At 50.1% G+C, this 13,485-nt stretch carries 12 protein-coding genes; 7 read left to right on the forward strand and 5 right to left on the reverse strand.

The genetic code is table 11. The features are described from left to right. Window positions 1-103 precede the first annotated feature (103 nt). The 6 genes from sapA (at window position 104) to I3X05_RS10640 (ending at window position 6,175) form a co-directional block, all read left to right on the forward strand. On the forward strand, window positions 104-1,720 hold the full coding sequence (sapA, locus tag I3X05_RS10615) for an ABC transporter substrate-binding protein SapA (protein ID WP_045571971.1): 1,617 nt from the start codon (window positions 104-106) through the stop codon (window positions 1,718-1,720). Continuing rightward, the gene (locus tag I3X05_RS10620; RefSeq protein ID WP_337970709.1) at window positions 1,720-2,682 is read left to right on the forward strand and encodes an ABC transporter permease; all 963 of its coding nucleotides are present in this window, start codon (window positions 1,720-1,722) and stop codon (window positions 2,680-2,682) included. Before sapA ends, I3X05_RS10620 begins: the two co-directional genes overlap by 1 nt. Next, on the forward strand, window positions 2,669-3,556 hold the full coding sequence (sapC, locus tag I3X05_RS10625) for a putrescine export ABC transporter permease SapC (RefSeq protein ID WP_045571973.1): 888 nt from the start codon (window positions 2,669-2,671) through the stop codon (window positions 3,554-3,556). Before I3X05_RS10620 ends, sapC begins: the two co-directional genes overlap by 14 nt. Further along, complete coding sequence (locus tag I3X05_RS10630) at window positions 3,556-4,551, forward strand: oligopeptide/dipeptide ABC transporter ATP-binding protein (protein ID WP_045571974.1); 996 nt, start codon at window positions 3,556-3,558, stop codon at window positions 4,549-4,551. The genes sapC and I3X05_RS10630 overlap by 1 nt, the downstream gene beginning before the upstream one ends. Then, window positions 4,548-5,333 carry an ATP-binding cassette domain-containing protein gene (locus I3X05_RS10635; protein ID WP_045571975.1) on the forward strand — a complete coding sequence of 262 codons (786 nt, stop codon included), beginning with the start codon at window positions 4,548-4,550 and terminating at the stop codon, window positions 5,331-5,333. The genes I3X05_RS10630 and I3X05_RS10635 overlap by 4 nt, the downstream gene beginning before the upstream one ends. Window positions 5,334-5,398: 65 nt before the next feature. Continuing rightward, entirely contained in the window at window positions 5,399-6,175 is a 777-nt protein-coding gene (locus I3X05_RS10640) for a DUF2927 domain-containing protein (protein ID WP_045572068.1), read from the forward strand. An 82-nt stretch (window positions 6,176-6,257) separates the two neighbouring features. Here I3X05_RS10640 and I3X05_RS10645 read toward each other — a convergent pair whose 3' ends face one another. Together I3X05_RS10645 and I3X05_RS10650 are read right to left on the reverse strand one after the other, a co-directional pair. Then, window positions 6,258-6,647 carry a DUF2750 domain-containing protein gene (locus I3X05_RS10645; RefSeq protein WP_039429631.1) on the reverse strand — a complete coding sequence of 130 codons (390 nt, stop codon included), beginning with the start codon at window positions 6,645-6,647 and terminating at the stop codon, window positions 6,258-6,260. Window positions 6,648-6,789: 142 nt separating this feature from the next. Then, on the reverse strand, window positions 6,790-7,695 hold the full coding sequence (locus I3X05_RS10650) for a manganese-dependent inorganic pyrophosphatase (protein ID WP_045571976.1): 906 nt from the start codon (window positions 7,693-7,695) through the stop codon (window positions 6,790-6,792). Window positions 7,696-7,905: 210 nt separating this feature from the next. Here I3X05_RS10650 and I3X05_RS10655 point away from each other — a divergent pair, with 210 nt between their 5' ends. Continuing rightward, window positions 7,906-9,117 carry a putative manganese transporter gene (locus I3X05_RS10655; protein ID WP_193158060.1) on the forward strand — a complete coding sequence of 404 codons (1,212 nt, stop codon included), beginning with the start codon at window positions 7,906-7,908 and terminating at the stop codon, window positions 9,115-9,117. A gap of 367 nt (window positions 9,118-9,484) precedes the next feature. Here I3X05_RS10655 and torA read toward each other — a convergent pair whose 3' ends face one another. Genes torA through torE form a run of 3 tightly spaced genes read right to left on the reverse strand, consistent with a single transcriptional unit; the run spans window position 9,485 to window position 13,381 of the window. Further along, window positions 9,485-11,947: a trimethylamine-N-oxide reductase TorA gene (torA, locus tag I3X05_RS10665; protein WP_193158061.1), complete on the reverse strand. Its 2,463-nt coding sequence runs from the start codon at window positions 11,945-11,947 to the stop codon at window positions 9,485-9,487. A 24-nt stretch (window positions 11,948-11,971) separates the two neighbouring features. Beyond that, window positions 11,972-13,156, reverse strand: coding sequence for a pentaheme c-type cytochrome TorC (gene torC / locus I3X05_RS10670; protein ID WP_045571978.1), 1,185 nt, complete (start codon window positions 13,154-13,156; stop codon window positions 11,972-11,974). Between the two features lie 48 nt (window positions 13,157-13,204). Continuing rightward, window positions 13,205-13,381, reverse strand: a complete 177-nt coding sequence (torE, locus tag I3X05_RS10675; protein ID WP_039431579.1) for a trimethylamine N-oxide reductase system protein TorE — start codon at window positions 13,379-13,381, stop codon at window positions 13,205-13,207. Window positions 13,382-13,485: the final 104 nt, after the last annotated feature.

Here is a 13,485-nt window from a genome sequence, read left to right on the forward strand (position 1 = left end):
GCTGAAAAACGAATTTGTGTTTGGACCCCAGTGATAAAAATGGTAGATTAGTGCGCTATTTTGACGCTGATTCTCAGCTCATCCATATGAAACGTTTCATTTTATGAAAACATTGATACAGCTTGCATTCGGATTGATTGGCATCGGCCTACTTACGGGATGTGGTAATGAAGTTGACCACACAGAAATCCGTAAGGGCGGTTTTGTTTTCTGCGGCCAGAGTAATCTGAAAACTTTTAACCCTCAGCTCATTGATAGCGGGATTACCGCAGACGCGTTGAGTCCGCAAATTTACGATACTCTCCTCACGTTAGATCCCACCACACACCAACCGATCGCGAGTATTGCCCAGGATTGGCAGGTGAATAAATCTGGCACCGAATACATTTTTAATTTGCGAGCTGATGTCGCGTTTCAAAAGACGGCATGGTTTACCCCAACTCGCAACCTCAATGCGCAAGATGTGGTGTTCAGCTTTCGTCGTATCATTGATCCAACACATCCCTACCATTTGGTTGGCGGTGGCAGTTATCCTTGGTTTACGGGTATTGATCTGGTGAACTTATTGACCGATGTGGTTGCACTTTCCGATCATCAGGTAAAATTCATTCTCAGCCGTCCTAACTTTGCTTTTTTATCGAATCTCGCCACTAGCCACGCCGTGATCCTTTCCGCTGAGTATGGCCACCAACTGGCACAAAAGGACAGCAAAGAGAAAATGGACCTCTACCCTGTTGGTAGTGGACCTTTTGCGCTCGAAGAGTACCAAATCAATGATCTGGTTCGTCTGCGCCGCCATGAGCACTACTGGCGCGGGCCAGTTAAGATGGAGCAAGTGGTGTTCGATATTTCTCAGCGCGGAACAGGCACTTTGGCTAAGTTACTGCGCAATGAATGTGATGTGCTCAGTTCCCCCATATCGAGTCAGATCCCCGTTATTGAACAGCACCCCAGCATGGTTCTAACGGCGACACCTGCCATGAACGTTGCGTTTATTGCCATCAATACCAGCCATCTAGCGTTGCAAGATGTCCGTGTTAGACAGGCACTCAACTTGGCCATCAATCGACAAAATATCCTTGATTCTGTCTACTATGGCACGGGGACCATCGCTTACACCTTGCTGCCGCCAAGCTCTTGGGCATACCAAAAAGACAGCGTCAAGATTCGTTTTGACCGCAACTACGCCTTAGCCCTGCTGCGTGAGGCGGGCTATGAAAGCGGATTAACGCTATCTATGTGGGTCCCTTCAGAGCCGAGTGCCTATAATCCGAGCCCACGTAAAACCGCAGAACTGATTCAAGCCAATCTGGCCGATGTTGGGATTCAACTTAATCTGCTTTATGAAGAGCGTTTCGAACGAGTATTGCCAGATGAAACGGCCGCTGATCTGATTCTCACAGGCTGGGTCGCTGATACAGGCGATCCGGATAACTTTCTGCGCCCGCTGCTGTCGTGTAATTCTGAGCTTGCTGGCATTAACGTGGCGATGTGGTGCAACAGCGACTTCGATTTTCTGCTCGATCTCGCGCTTGAAACCGAAAAAAATCGTTATCGTTTAAACTTATATCGCCAAGCACAGAACATCCTCAATGAGGATTTCCCTGCCATTCCATTGGCACACGGCGTGCAATTCCGCGCCCACGACAAATCTCTGGTTGGTTTTAAATCCAGCCCGTTTAACTCGCAACCTTTCGACAGTGTGGAGAGAACCTATTAATGTTTTGGTACTCGGTTCGACGACTGAATCTGTTTGTCATTACGCTGACGATGCTTACCATCGCTGGCTTTTCCATTCTGCGCCTAGAGCCTGATTCGGTATGGGCGAGAGCGGATTTTTGGCAAGGTTGGCAGCTTTATCTCAGCGAACTAACTCAACTTAATTTTGGCGTGAGTAAGAATGGCAACCAAATCTTTGATGAGCTGGCAGTGGTGTTTCCCGCGACACTTGAGTTGTGTATTTTGGCCTTTCTATTGGCGCTATTTATCGGTATTCCGTTTGGCACGATTGCGGGAATGAAGCAAGGAAAATGGGTCGACACCACCATCTCATTCATCTCGATGTCGGGATACTCTGCGCCGCTTTTCTGGGTCGCACTGCTAATGTTGATGGTTTTTTCGTTGCACTTTGAACTCTTCCCAGTTTCTGGCCGTTACGATCTGCTTTACGAGATCCCTCATGTCACTGGGTTTGCTATTGTTGATGCGTTTTTGGCTCAAGGACCTTACAAAGCGCACGCACTGCAAAGTGTGCTTGAGCATTTAGTGCTCCCTTGCTTGGTACTGGCACTCGCGCCAACCACACAGGTGATTGGCCTGATGCGCGCTTCTGTGGCCGATGTCATGAGCCAGAACTACATTCGTGCAGCTCGCATCAAAGGTTTGAGCACTCGGCAGATCGTCACCCAGCACGTAATGCGCAATGCCATTCCGCCAATTATCCCCAAAGTGGGCGTACAACTTTCCAGTATGCTGACGCTGGTTATCATTACCGAGTCGATCTTTAACTGGCCTGGCGTGGGAAGATGGCTGCTTGATGCCCTCTCCAACCGAGATTATGCCTCCATTCAAGCGGGCGTTATGGTAGTGGCGACGCTGGTTCTGACGGCGAATATTCTGTCTGATCTGATTGGCGCGATGATAAACCCTCTGGTAAGGAAGGAATGGTATGCTAACCGATAGCGTCTACCAGGAAGAGCATATTCCAACGCAATTCGAGCGTTTCTGGCGTAGTTTCCGCAGTAATAATCTCGCAATGTTTGGTTTATGGTGTTTGGCGTTGATCACGCTCGTCACGCTGTTTGCGCCTCTGCTTGCACCTTACGATCCACAAGCGCAAACCAGCCAACTTTTGCATCCGCCTTCATGGAACCCAGCAGGCACAGTGGATTATTTTCTCGGTACCGATGACCTTGGCCGCGATATTTTGTCGCGTTTGATCATGGGCACTCAACCGACCTTCGGTGCTGCCGTGATCGTCACAGCTATCGCCGCTTTGATTGGCTGCGCCATCGGCATTTTGGCTGGCATGACCAAAGGCCTGTTGTCGAGTACCTTAAACCATTTGCTCGACACCATTATGTCCATACCTTCGCTCCTTTTGGCGATCATTTTCGTCGCGTTTTTCGGCGTTGGCGAGATGACGGTGCTGCTCGCGGTGTGTTTGGCGCTTATCCCGCGTTTTATTCGCTCGGTTTACATTGCGGTGCATACTGAGGTAGAGAAAGACTACATTATGGCCGCACGGCTTGATGGAGCAAATGACTTCTACTTGCTGTGGAACTCAATATTGCCGAATGTGCTGACGGTTGTCGCCGCTGAGCTGACGTTGGCGCTCTCCGTGGCGATTCTCGATGTCACCGCACTCGGTTTTCTTGGCCTTGGCGCACAAGCTCCCAGTACCGAATGGGGCGCAATCATTGGTGATTCGGTTGAACTGATTTATTTAGCGCCTTGGACGGTCACCCTGCCGGGATTATCGATCATGTTTACTGTGGTGGTGATCAACTTAGTCGGCGAAGGCGTGCGCCGCGCGCTCAATGCGGGGATTGAATAATGCCGCTGCTAGACATTCGTCATTTGACGATAGAAATCGAAACCCCTCAAGGCTTGGTCAAAGCGGTTGACCGAATGAGTTTAACCTTGAATGAAGGGGAAATTCGTGGTTTGGTGGGCGAATCTGGGTCGGGCAAAAGCTTGGTCGCGAAAGCGATTGTCGGCGTGTGTAAGGATAACTGGAAAGTCACCGCAGACCGTATGCGACTCGGCAACATCGACTTGCTCCAGCTCACTCCGAGCGAGCGCCGTCGCGTCATCGCCCGCGATATCGCGATGATCTTTCAAGAACCTTCGACCTGTTTGGATCCTTCTGAAGAGGTTGGCCATCAGTTGATTGAATCGATTCCATCGCGCACTTTCGATGGAAAATGGTGGGAACGTTTGAAATGGCGTAAAAAACGTGCGATTGCCTTGCTACATAAAGTGGGTATCAAAGATCACGAGCGCTTGATGAAAAGCTACCCCTATGAGCTAACCGATGGGGAATGTCAGAAAGTGATGATTGCGATGGCCATCGCCACCGCACCAAAGCTGCTTATCGCTGACGAGCCGACCAATGACTTAGATCCGATCACGCAAAATCAGATCTTGCGTCTGCTCAGTCGTATGAATCAGCTCAACAACACCACTATTTTGTTGATCGGCCACGATTTAACCAACATTACCCAGTGGGCTAGCCGCATCACTGTGATGTATTGTGGCCAATCGGTCGAATCGGCAGATACCGACAAAATCTTGGAAGGGCCTAAACATCCGTACACGGATGCTCTGCTCAAAGCCATGCCTGATTTTAACCACTGGATCCCGCACAAGCAGAAATTGCAATCGTTGCCCGGCTCCATTCCGCCTCTGCAACATTTGCCAATAGGCTGTCGACTTGGTCCTCGTTGTCCATACGCACAGCGTCAATGTGTGGAAATCCCTTACGCAAGACGAATTAAAAATCACAAGTTCAGTTGTCATTTCCCTCTTAATACGGAGAAAGATTCATGAGTGCTCTGCTGGAAGTGGACAATCTGTGCAAAGATTTTGTCACTCGTTCAGGCTTGTTTAGACGCAAAGTTCAGCATGCGGTCAAACCGGTGAGTTTTACCCTAGAAGCAGGGCAGACGATCGGTTTTATCGGTCAAAATGGCTCTGGAAAATCGACTCTGGCTCGCATGCTGGCGGGGATGGTTGAACCCACCTCAGGCGAGATACGCGTCAATGGTGAAAGACTGGAGCACAAAGATTACGCCACGCGCTGCAAGCTGATCCGAATGATATTCCAAGATCCCAACACTTCGCTCAACCCGCGTATTCAGATTGGACGCATTTTGGAAGGACCGCTGAAGCGAAACACCAACATGCCACCAGAAGCGCGTCTCAAACGTGTTAAAGACACTTTACTGCGCGTTGGCTTGCTGCCTGAACATGCCTACTTTTACCCGCAGATGCTGGCCGCAGGGCAAAAGCAGCGTGTTTGTTTGGCCAGAGCGCTGATTCTGCAACCCTCGATTATTGTCGCCGACGAAGCACTCAACGGTTTGGATATGGCCATGCGTTCGCAGATCATCAACCTGTTTCTTGAGCTTCAAGAAGAGATGGGTGTGTCGTTTGTTTACGTCTCGCAGCACATCGGTATCATCAAACACATTACAGACAAAGTGATGGTGATGCATGATGGCGATGTGGTCGAGTCTGGTGAGACACAACTGGTCCTTGGCGATCCTCAACACCCGATCACACAACGCTTGGTTGAAAACCATTTCTACAAAGCACCCGTCCATTATTGATCTCGGCAGGAACGACATTGGGCGATTGAGAGGATCACGCATTGGAGTCACGAATGAATCTCAAGATGAAGTCGCTGTGGAAAGGTTTTCTTGTGCTGCTTTTCTCTCCCGCCCTGCACTCTGCACCCCGGTTCGAAACTTGGCTTGACCCCGCGTTTGTCGAAAATGCCTTTATTCAAGTGGCGTTACGTGACGAATACAGCCCGGGCGAAAAGCCCATTCGCAAGTGGCAAGAGCCCATCTCTATTTTTGTTGAACATCAGGTCGGTGACCAAGCGCTGCACAACCAGTTGCTACAGATGCATATCGCCCACTTAACAAGTGTCACTGGTCTCTCGATTAAGGCGACCGATAACCGAAAGCAAGCCAACGTGGTCTGGGTGTTCACTCAAGAAGCAAACTATCAACAAGTGGTGAGTCAATGGATAGGCAAAGCGTCTGACGAAGAGCTCGCCAGTGCCATTTGCAAAGCAGGATTCAAGCAAAAAAATGGCGCGATCTATTCTGGCGCAGTGGTGATCCCTGTCGACAAGGCGCGAGAATATGGCAAGTTGGTCGCCTGTGTGGTGGAAGAGATCACTCAAGTACTTGGCTTACCGAATGATTCTGATGAAGCCTATCCTTCGATATTTAATGACCACTCGCCGGAAGAGCTGCTGTCACCGCTGGATGTGGTCTTACTCGCCCTGCTCTATCATCCAGAGATTAAAGCGGGCATGTCGGAAAACGAAGTCAAACCCGTCATTGAGCGAGTTTTACGCCAATTCGAGCACGACGGCACGTTAAAGAACGCGGTTAAAACGGCCAAGAGTGCTGAGCTTTTTGCGCTGGTGGGTTACTGATTGGGCGAAAAAATATCGCTTGAAATAAAAACGGCGCTCACATGCGCCGTTTTTATACTGTTCACTTTTGCTGTCAGCCAGCTTATTTGCGAGCGGCCTGTTTTTTCAGCTCAAAATCGAACTCGTCAGGGAACAGAATGACCCCTTCTTCGTTGATACTAGGAAACACTGCGACCGACAGTTGGTCTTCTTCCAAACCTTGCGTCCAACGACTGTGCCATTTATTGAGCGAAATGGACTCCGCCTGACACTCTTGCCAATCGCCCGTTGCCCACTCTTCGGCAAATTCTTTGTTTGGCCAGACAGGCACGCACTCGTCTTCGTCACTGTTGAGCATCACACAGCCATGCTCGTCGGTGAGGATCCATACTTGGCGCTGGGCAACAATCTCTTTAATGCAGTAACGCAGGCGCTGCTCTTGGTCGTAGCTGTTGATGGTTCGGATTTGATCTTGGGATAAAGGGGTCGTCATGGCGAATCTCCGCTCGTGCCGTTATGGGCTAAAATTGACCAGTAAAAACGCCCACCTGCGGCCGCAAATGGGCGTTTCCATTATGGGGTACTCCCCGAGGATCTACCAGCGCGAGTAGAAATACCCGGCGCTCATCCGCAGGTTAAACCAGCTCAACTTGCAGCCAAGGCCAGCCTTGTTTTTTGCGGCTCAAGGTGTTTTCCATCATCAGCAAACCGTCTTTCTCGTGTTTTGCCAATTTCTCTGCCCATTCACCTTTGTAAATCAGACGTGTCTGCGCGGTTGTGATGTCGGTGAGCATCACGGCTGCAAACGCCAGCGCTTGCTCGTCACAACGACGTTGCAGATCCGCTTCAAGCGCATCAATCATGCCATCAACCTGCTCAAGCGTCGCCAGTTCAACCTGACCAACCACCACATCACGGCCATTAAATGGGTAAGCTTTAAGATCTTTTTCCACCAACTGCGCCGCAGACAATCCTTCAATGTCTGTTTTAGCAATCAGTAGATCTTTGATGAACTTATCAAGATCCGTCACGCCCGCCAACTCTGCCAGCTCCATCACCGCCGCTTTGTCTTTTTCCGTGCAGGTTGGAGAAGCGAAACCAACGGTATCGGAAAGAATGGCAGACATCATCAGTGTCGCCAGCTCACGTGTAATTGGCGCATTTTCCATTTTGAACAGGTTGAACAAAATGGTGCAGGTACAGCCCACAGGCCAGATCCATGCTTCGAGTGGATTGACAGTCATCACGTCACCCAAACGGTGGTGGTCAACAATACCCAAGATTTCTGCTTCGTTGATGTCATCTGGCGCTTGAGCCAAGTCCGTGTAGTCAACCAGCCACACTTTCTCTCCTGCGACACTGGTGCGCAGCTCTGGCTGATCAACGCCAGCGGTTTCAAGAATGTGTTGAGTTTCGCGGTTGATTTCGCCTTGACGAATCGCTTTCGCTTCAAGGCCACGAGCTTTCAAAAGCTCAGTTGCCACCAAAGCGCCACAAATGCTGTCACTGTCCGGGTTTTTATGACCTACAACTAGAATCATTGTCTTTCCTATCTCAATATTGTTATTCCCGCCACGCTGCCGCTCAGCGGGTATGCTCACAAAGCCGCATACTTTACCTGATTTTTCTAGAATGTCATTGGCCGAAAACAAGAAAATCGCTGTTTCAAGCAAAGGGCAGAAAATCATTTGAGAATAATTGTCATTTACATATAATGAGAATAATTCCTATTTGTATGTAGTGAGGTACCTATGGAGATGACGAAATCTGTACAATCATGGACAAATCCATTTTATCTCTCGCAGTTTCACTTTGCGTACAAACGTCTGTTGTTACCGGTATTCCTGGTCGCTTTACTGGTGACGCCAAGTACGCAAGCCCTGACCGTTGCCGCCTTGTCTGACTCATTTTGGGCGGTCTCTTGTTATGTCGCGCTCACCTTAGTGATTTATCATTACTTGGCGCTTGTGGTGAAAAAAGATAACGCCCTAACCCGTTTGTACCATTATTCTCGCAATTATCAGGTATTGTTTGCCGCCCTGTTAGGCGCGCTACCCGGCTGTGGCGGTGCGATTGTCGTCACCACTCAGTTTGTCAGCGGGCGAATTGGCTTTGGCGCTATTGTTGCAGTATTGACCGCCACTATGGGCGATGCGGCGTTTCTTTTACTGGCTAGTGAGCCCATCACTGGGCTGGGTGTGGTCGCTCTCGGTGTGGTAGTGGGTACGCTTTCGGGCCTGACGGTGAACTACTTTCATGCCGATGATTTTCTGCGTCCAAACAAACCTGAAAAGGCCGTGTGTGATGTGTCGTGCCAAAAAATGTCTGCCGATCTTACCCAGGTGCAGCAACACGCGATTAATCTGCAAGGCACGTTCTGGCAATGGATGATTGTCCCTGGTGCTGTCGTTGCCCTGCTTGGCTCATTTCAAGTCGATATCAATCAGTGGTTGGGCCTTGGTGAAGAGCGCATTCAATGGCTGGGTGCTCTGTTAGCCATAGTTTGTATGTTGCTTTGGGCGCTCACCAAAGAGTTACAGGATTACCAGTCGACGGTGGCAGAAGATGACAAAAAGGCGGGCTCACACCCAATGCAAAAAGCGGCGCAAGACACCAATTTCGTCAGCGCTTGGGTGATCATGGCTTTTCTCGCCTTTGAGATGTTCAACCATTTCTCCGGTATCAATCTCACCGAATCACTGGCAGGCTGGGGGTTATGGATGCCGCTAGTCGGCTTAGCGGTTGGTATGCTGCCCGGATGCGGTCCGCAGATTTTGGTCACAAGTTTGTACCTCTCTGGCGCAGTTCCTCTGTCTGCACAGTTGGCAAATGCCATCTCGAATGACGGCGATGCGCTCTTCCCTGCGATTGCGATGGCACCCAAAGCCGCCTTGATTGCGACGATTTACTCGTCCATCCCCGCATTTTTGGTCGGATATGGCTATCTGTTTCTGTTTGAGTAAACCACTTTATCCGCAGCCCCGAGCGCTTTGATATCATGCTATTGATAGTGTTGATGCTACATTGCAGGAGTGCATGCCCAGCAGAAGGGCTGGGATAAACACTTTCAGGCCAACACAGTAAGAGATAGAAATGCGCTCTCAATGGCTCGTTTATGTGTGGAAGTTTTGAGGCGAACGGATGACGAGATAACAAGGCAAGAGCTATTGTCTGTCGCAAGTATTATAGCTCAGAAGACTTCCAAAAACGGCTGCGTCTTGGCTGGATTATGAGCGTTCCTTCACGCTTTGTACTGACTGAGCATATTTCAACCATGAGAAACCGCTTAAAAAATACCAGCCCGAAGGCTGGCAGATAAGACATCGATGGTTAAGCCACTTCTATTGGCCCGCCAAATGAGGTCACCGGAGGGGCTTTACCCGTGAATTTCTCGAAATCGACAATGCAGGTGTTGGCCGAGGTCGCCTGAGCTAGCTCAGACGAGCCAATGTCTTGAGTCAGCGTATTTGGGTCACCATAGGTATCCATCGCCCCCAACTTTTCACTCAGCGGACCGTACCATGCCCCTTCTTCAATACGAATCACACCACGCGGATAACTGTCGCTCAAAACGGCCCCAGCCAGCAGTTGGCCGCGATCGTTAAACACACGCACTAAATCACCCTGCTTAATGCCTTTGGCTTTGGCATCCAACGGGTTGATGTAGACAGGCTCTCGACCTTGCACAGCATACGTGGCACGAAACGCCTCGGATTCACACATCTGCGAGTGCAGACGCTTGTCTGGGTGGCACGACTGCAACCAGAACGGATGTTTGTCTGAGCCCGGGCCACCGTGTGAACGCTCCGATTTTTCAAACCACATTGGGTGCTCTTGGCAATGTTGGTAGCCGTAACGACCAATCTTACGCGATGTGATTTCGATAAAGCCTGACGGTGTGCCCAACGGGTTAATTTCCGGATCTTGACGGAAGTCGGCATGACGGACCCAAGGTTGACCTTGGCCAAAGTCCAGCACACTTTTTTCCCAGAATTCATCGAATTCTGGCATCTCAAACTTGCCTTGATTGGCTTTCTTACAGTCGTTGTAGAGGCTGCGAATCCAATCCATCTCACTCATACCGCGTGAGTATTCTTCACTGCGACCAAAACGTTCCGTCAACTCCTGCATGATTTGGAAATCGGGCTTAGATTGGAACAGAGGATCCACCAAACGGTGCATCGCAATCAAACCGCGGCTTGAGTAAGAGCCGTATACGTCGATGTCGTTACGCTCCCACTGGGTACACGCAGGCAACACGATGTCGGAGAAGCGACACGTTGCCGTCCAAGCAAAATCAATCGTCACTACGGTTTGTAGCTTCTGGAACGCTTGCTTCATACGGTTGCGATCTTGGTGGTGGTGCCATGGGTTGCAGCCGGAAATCACCATCATCTTGAAATCTGGCAACTTCACTTTACCGCCGTTGTAGTTGATCTCTTTACCTGGCTCTAGCAGACAGTCAATCCAACGCGCTACAGGAATAGTACGGCTGTAACCATTGAAGTCATTGTTGTCCCATTTTGGCTTCATGCCAGTATCGAGGTTTCGCGGGAAACCGCCGGGGCCAGCAAAACCAGTCGAGGGTACACCGATGCTTGAATAGTGGTGACCGTAAGAGATGCCCCCGCCCGGCAGACCAATTTGGCCAATCATCGCCGCCAGAACCGCCGCCGCCCAGTAAGGCTGCTCACCATGCTCCTGGCGCTGGATACACCAGCCCATCAGGATCTGCGTACGCCCGCCAACCAACGTGCGCGCGAACTCGCGGATTTTGTCGGCTTGCACGCCACAGATCGCTTCTGCCCATTCTGGCGTTTTCGCCACTTTGTCTTTGGTGTTGCCTTGAACGTAATCGATAAACTCGGCAAAACCGAGACAGTAGGTTTCGATGAATTTCTTGTCATACAGATTCTCGTTGTACAACACGTGCGCAATCGCCAACATGAATGGGACGTCGGTCATCGGGTTCACGTACAAATGTTCGTTTTGCAGATAACGCTGCGTCTTGTTCTTCACCGGATCGACCGAGATCACCTTGATCTCACCTTTAGCCACTTTGTCTCTTAGCTGCTCAAGGTAGGCGAACGACTCATGAGTTTCACAGTTCCAACCCACTTGCAGGTTTTTCACCGGATCATTCGCCCACAGAATGATGTTGTCGGCATTTTCTAGAATCTCAGACCAAGAGGTGCCTTGCGCGTACACTTCGGTGGAACCGAGTACATACGGCAAAATCGTTTGACCCGCGCCAGTCGAGTAGTCGCCCACTTTAGTAATGTAGTTACCGTGCATGCCAACAGCTCGCTGCATGTGCGCCGTACAGTTGTTGAATGAGCCCGTTTGGTTCCAGCCTGTTTGCCCAGCGTGTAGCGCCCAAGGACCGTACTCTTTTTGCACCCGCTCAAGCTCGCGATAGAAAAGATCTAACGCTTCATCCCAAGTCACACGCACAAAACGGTTGTTACCGCGTGTATCCGCGCTGTACTTATGTTTTTTCAGCCAGTCTAAGCGCACCATCGGATAGCGAACGCGCGATGGACTGTAGATGATGCCTTTAATGCCATTGAGCATTTCAGTCGGATTTTTGTCCAGCTCAAGCGGTTTGATCTCTTGCACTTTACCCGCATAGATGTGGGCGCGAAATGCGCCCCAGTGAGAGCCAGACACCTTCCAAGTTCCAGTGGTTTCTACCGCGTGTGCCGAAGCCGATGCCAATAAGCTAGGACCAATAACTGAGGCTGCGCTTGTCGTTGCAACCCCTTTGAGGAAACTTCTTCGCGTAATCGCCATGTAAATTACTCCATCCAAGGCTTATTAGTGATGACCTTCAGCATAATCTGAAGAGTGCTTCTGTAGATATTTGAGGATCAACGCTTCGCTGTCGGTATCGAGGTTGACGAACGCCAACATCCCATCGAACATGCCAGGCCAAGTGTTGGCATCAAAATGCGCTTCATCCGGCTGGGTATGACAGACCGAGCAGTTAGTTTTGTACGCTTCGCTCGATTTTTCCCACACAGGGTTGATGTCATTGAGCATTGACTCTTTTTTGAGCCACACTTTCGCCGCCACTTTTTCCCATGGCAGACCCGTGAGCTCATCGACTTTTTCTTCGCCCGTGGTCACCACTTTGTCATCCAGCGCGGCTTCTTTTAATAGCGAGGCCACTGCGATGTTTTTGCCGAAATCCTCTTGGATAACACGGCCAAACCCTTTAGCTTTACGCCAGCCGTCGATCTCAACCTCAACGTATTCGCCTTTCGCTTGCAAAACTTTAACCGTAGATGCCGGGTTAAGCAGACCCGCTTCGTTGGTGCCTTGCGCGTCAAAATAGATTGGCAGATGGCGCACGCTCACCAGCGATTTTCCGACCGAGTAATCTGTATTGGAGGCCATCTGTTCTAAGTCGCCAACGATTCCGCCAATGCTATCCATACCCGCTGGCAGCTTGTGCGCGATGCCCTTGTGGCAATCCACGCAGCTCTGATCTTTCTCTGCCGCTTGCTTCATTTGAATGCGCGCAGTTGGCGACATCAGCGAGAAGTCCATGGAGTCATAATCGTGGCAGTTTTTACACTCAAGCGATTTGTTGGCAGAGAAGCGCTCCCACTCATGCTTAGCCAGTTCGATACGGCGCGCTTCAAACACACCGGGTTCATCGTAATTACCAAAAACCTGTGCAAACACCTCTTTAGACGCTTGCATTTTGCGTGCAATTTTATCAGTCCAGTTGTGCGGAACATGGCAGTCTGGGCAAGTGGCACGAACGCCTGAGTGATTTTTCCAGTGCACCGTCTCTTGCAGTTCTTGATAAACGTTGTCGCGCATTGTGTGGCAGCTGATGCAGAACTCTTCTGTGTTGGTTGCTTCCAGAGCCGTATTGAAACCGCCCCAGAAGATTACCCCAGCGATAAAGCCGCCCATGGTCAACACGCCCAAGCTGATATGCATCGCCGGGCGCGACATAGTGCGCCAAATTTTAATGATGATTGATTTCATGGTTTGTTCTCTAAAAAACGTGTCGTAGATGTGGACTGAGCTCAAGGATTAGCCGTGACCGCCAGGAGGACCGAAAAAGAACACTTGTAGCATCCAGACAATAAATCCATACCCGCCGACAAAAGCGATACTTAACGCAGGAAAGAGAACGACCGTAATGAAGAGAAAGGATTGCCACTCTAAAGAGCGCTTTTCACCACTCTCAATTTTGTTAACATCACTCATACATTTGCCTACTTTGTATTGGTTTGTTTTGCTTACCTCAATCGAATGCAACGAGGTATCTAATGTCATCTTTAGCAAAATGTTAGACCATACCATTTGTAGGG

It is taken from the genome of Vibrio navarrensis (assembly GCF_015767675.1).
Classification (GTDB): Bacteria; Pseudomonadota; Gammaproteobacteria; order Enterobacterales; family Vibrionaceae; genus Vibrio.

Coding starts and splice junctions, on each gene's coding strand:
- sapA (WP_045571971.1), top strand. CDS start 104: ATGAAAACATTGATACAGCTTGCATTCGGATTGATTGGCATCGGCCTA.
- I3X05_RS10620 (WP_337970709.1), top strand. CDS start 1,720: ATGTTTTGGTACTCGGTTCGACGACTGAATCTGTTTGTCATTACGCTG.
- sapC (WP_045571973.1), top strand. CDS start 2,669: ATGCTAACCGATAGCGTCTACCAGGAAGAGCATATTCCAACGCAATTC.
- I3X05_RS10630 (WP_045571974.1), top strand. CDS start 3,556: ATGCCGCTGCTAGACATTCGTCATTTGACGATAGAAATCGAAACCCCT.
- I3X05_RS10635 (WP_045571975.1), top strand. CDS start 4,548: ATGAGTGCTCTGCTGGAAGTGGACAATCTGTGCAAAGATTTTGTCACT.
- I3X05_RS10640 (WP_045572068.1), top strand. CDS start 5,399: ATGAAGTCGCTGTGGAAAGGTTTTCTTGTGCTGCTTTTCTCTCCCGCC.
- I3X05_RS10645 (WP_039429631.1), bottom strand. CDS start 6,647: ATGACGACCCCTTTATCCCAAGATCAAATCCGAACCATCAACAGCTAC.
- I3X05_RS10650 (WP_045571976.1), bottom strand. CDS start 7,695: ATGATTCTAGTTGTAGGTCATAAAAACCCGGACAGTGACAGCATTTGT.
- I3X05_RS10655 (WP_193158060.1), top strand. CDS start 7,906: ATGGAGATGACGAAATCTGTACAATCATGGACAAATCCATTTTATCTC.
- torA (WP_193158061.1), bottom strand. CDS start 11,947: ATGGCGATTACGCGAAGAAGTTTCCTCAAAGGGGTTGCAACGACAAGC.
- torC (WP_045571978.1), bottom strand. CDS start 13,156: ATGAAATCAATCATCATTAAAATTTGGCGCACTATGTCGCGCCCGGCG.
- torE (WP_039431579.1), bottom strand. CDS start 13,381: ATGAGTGATGTTAACAAAATTGAGAGTGGTGAAAAGCGCTCTTTAGAG.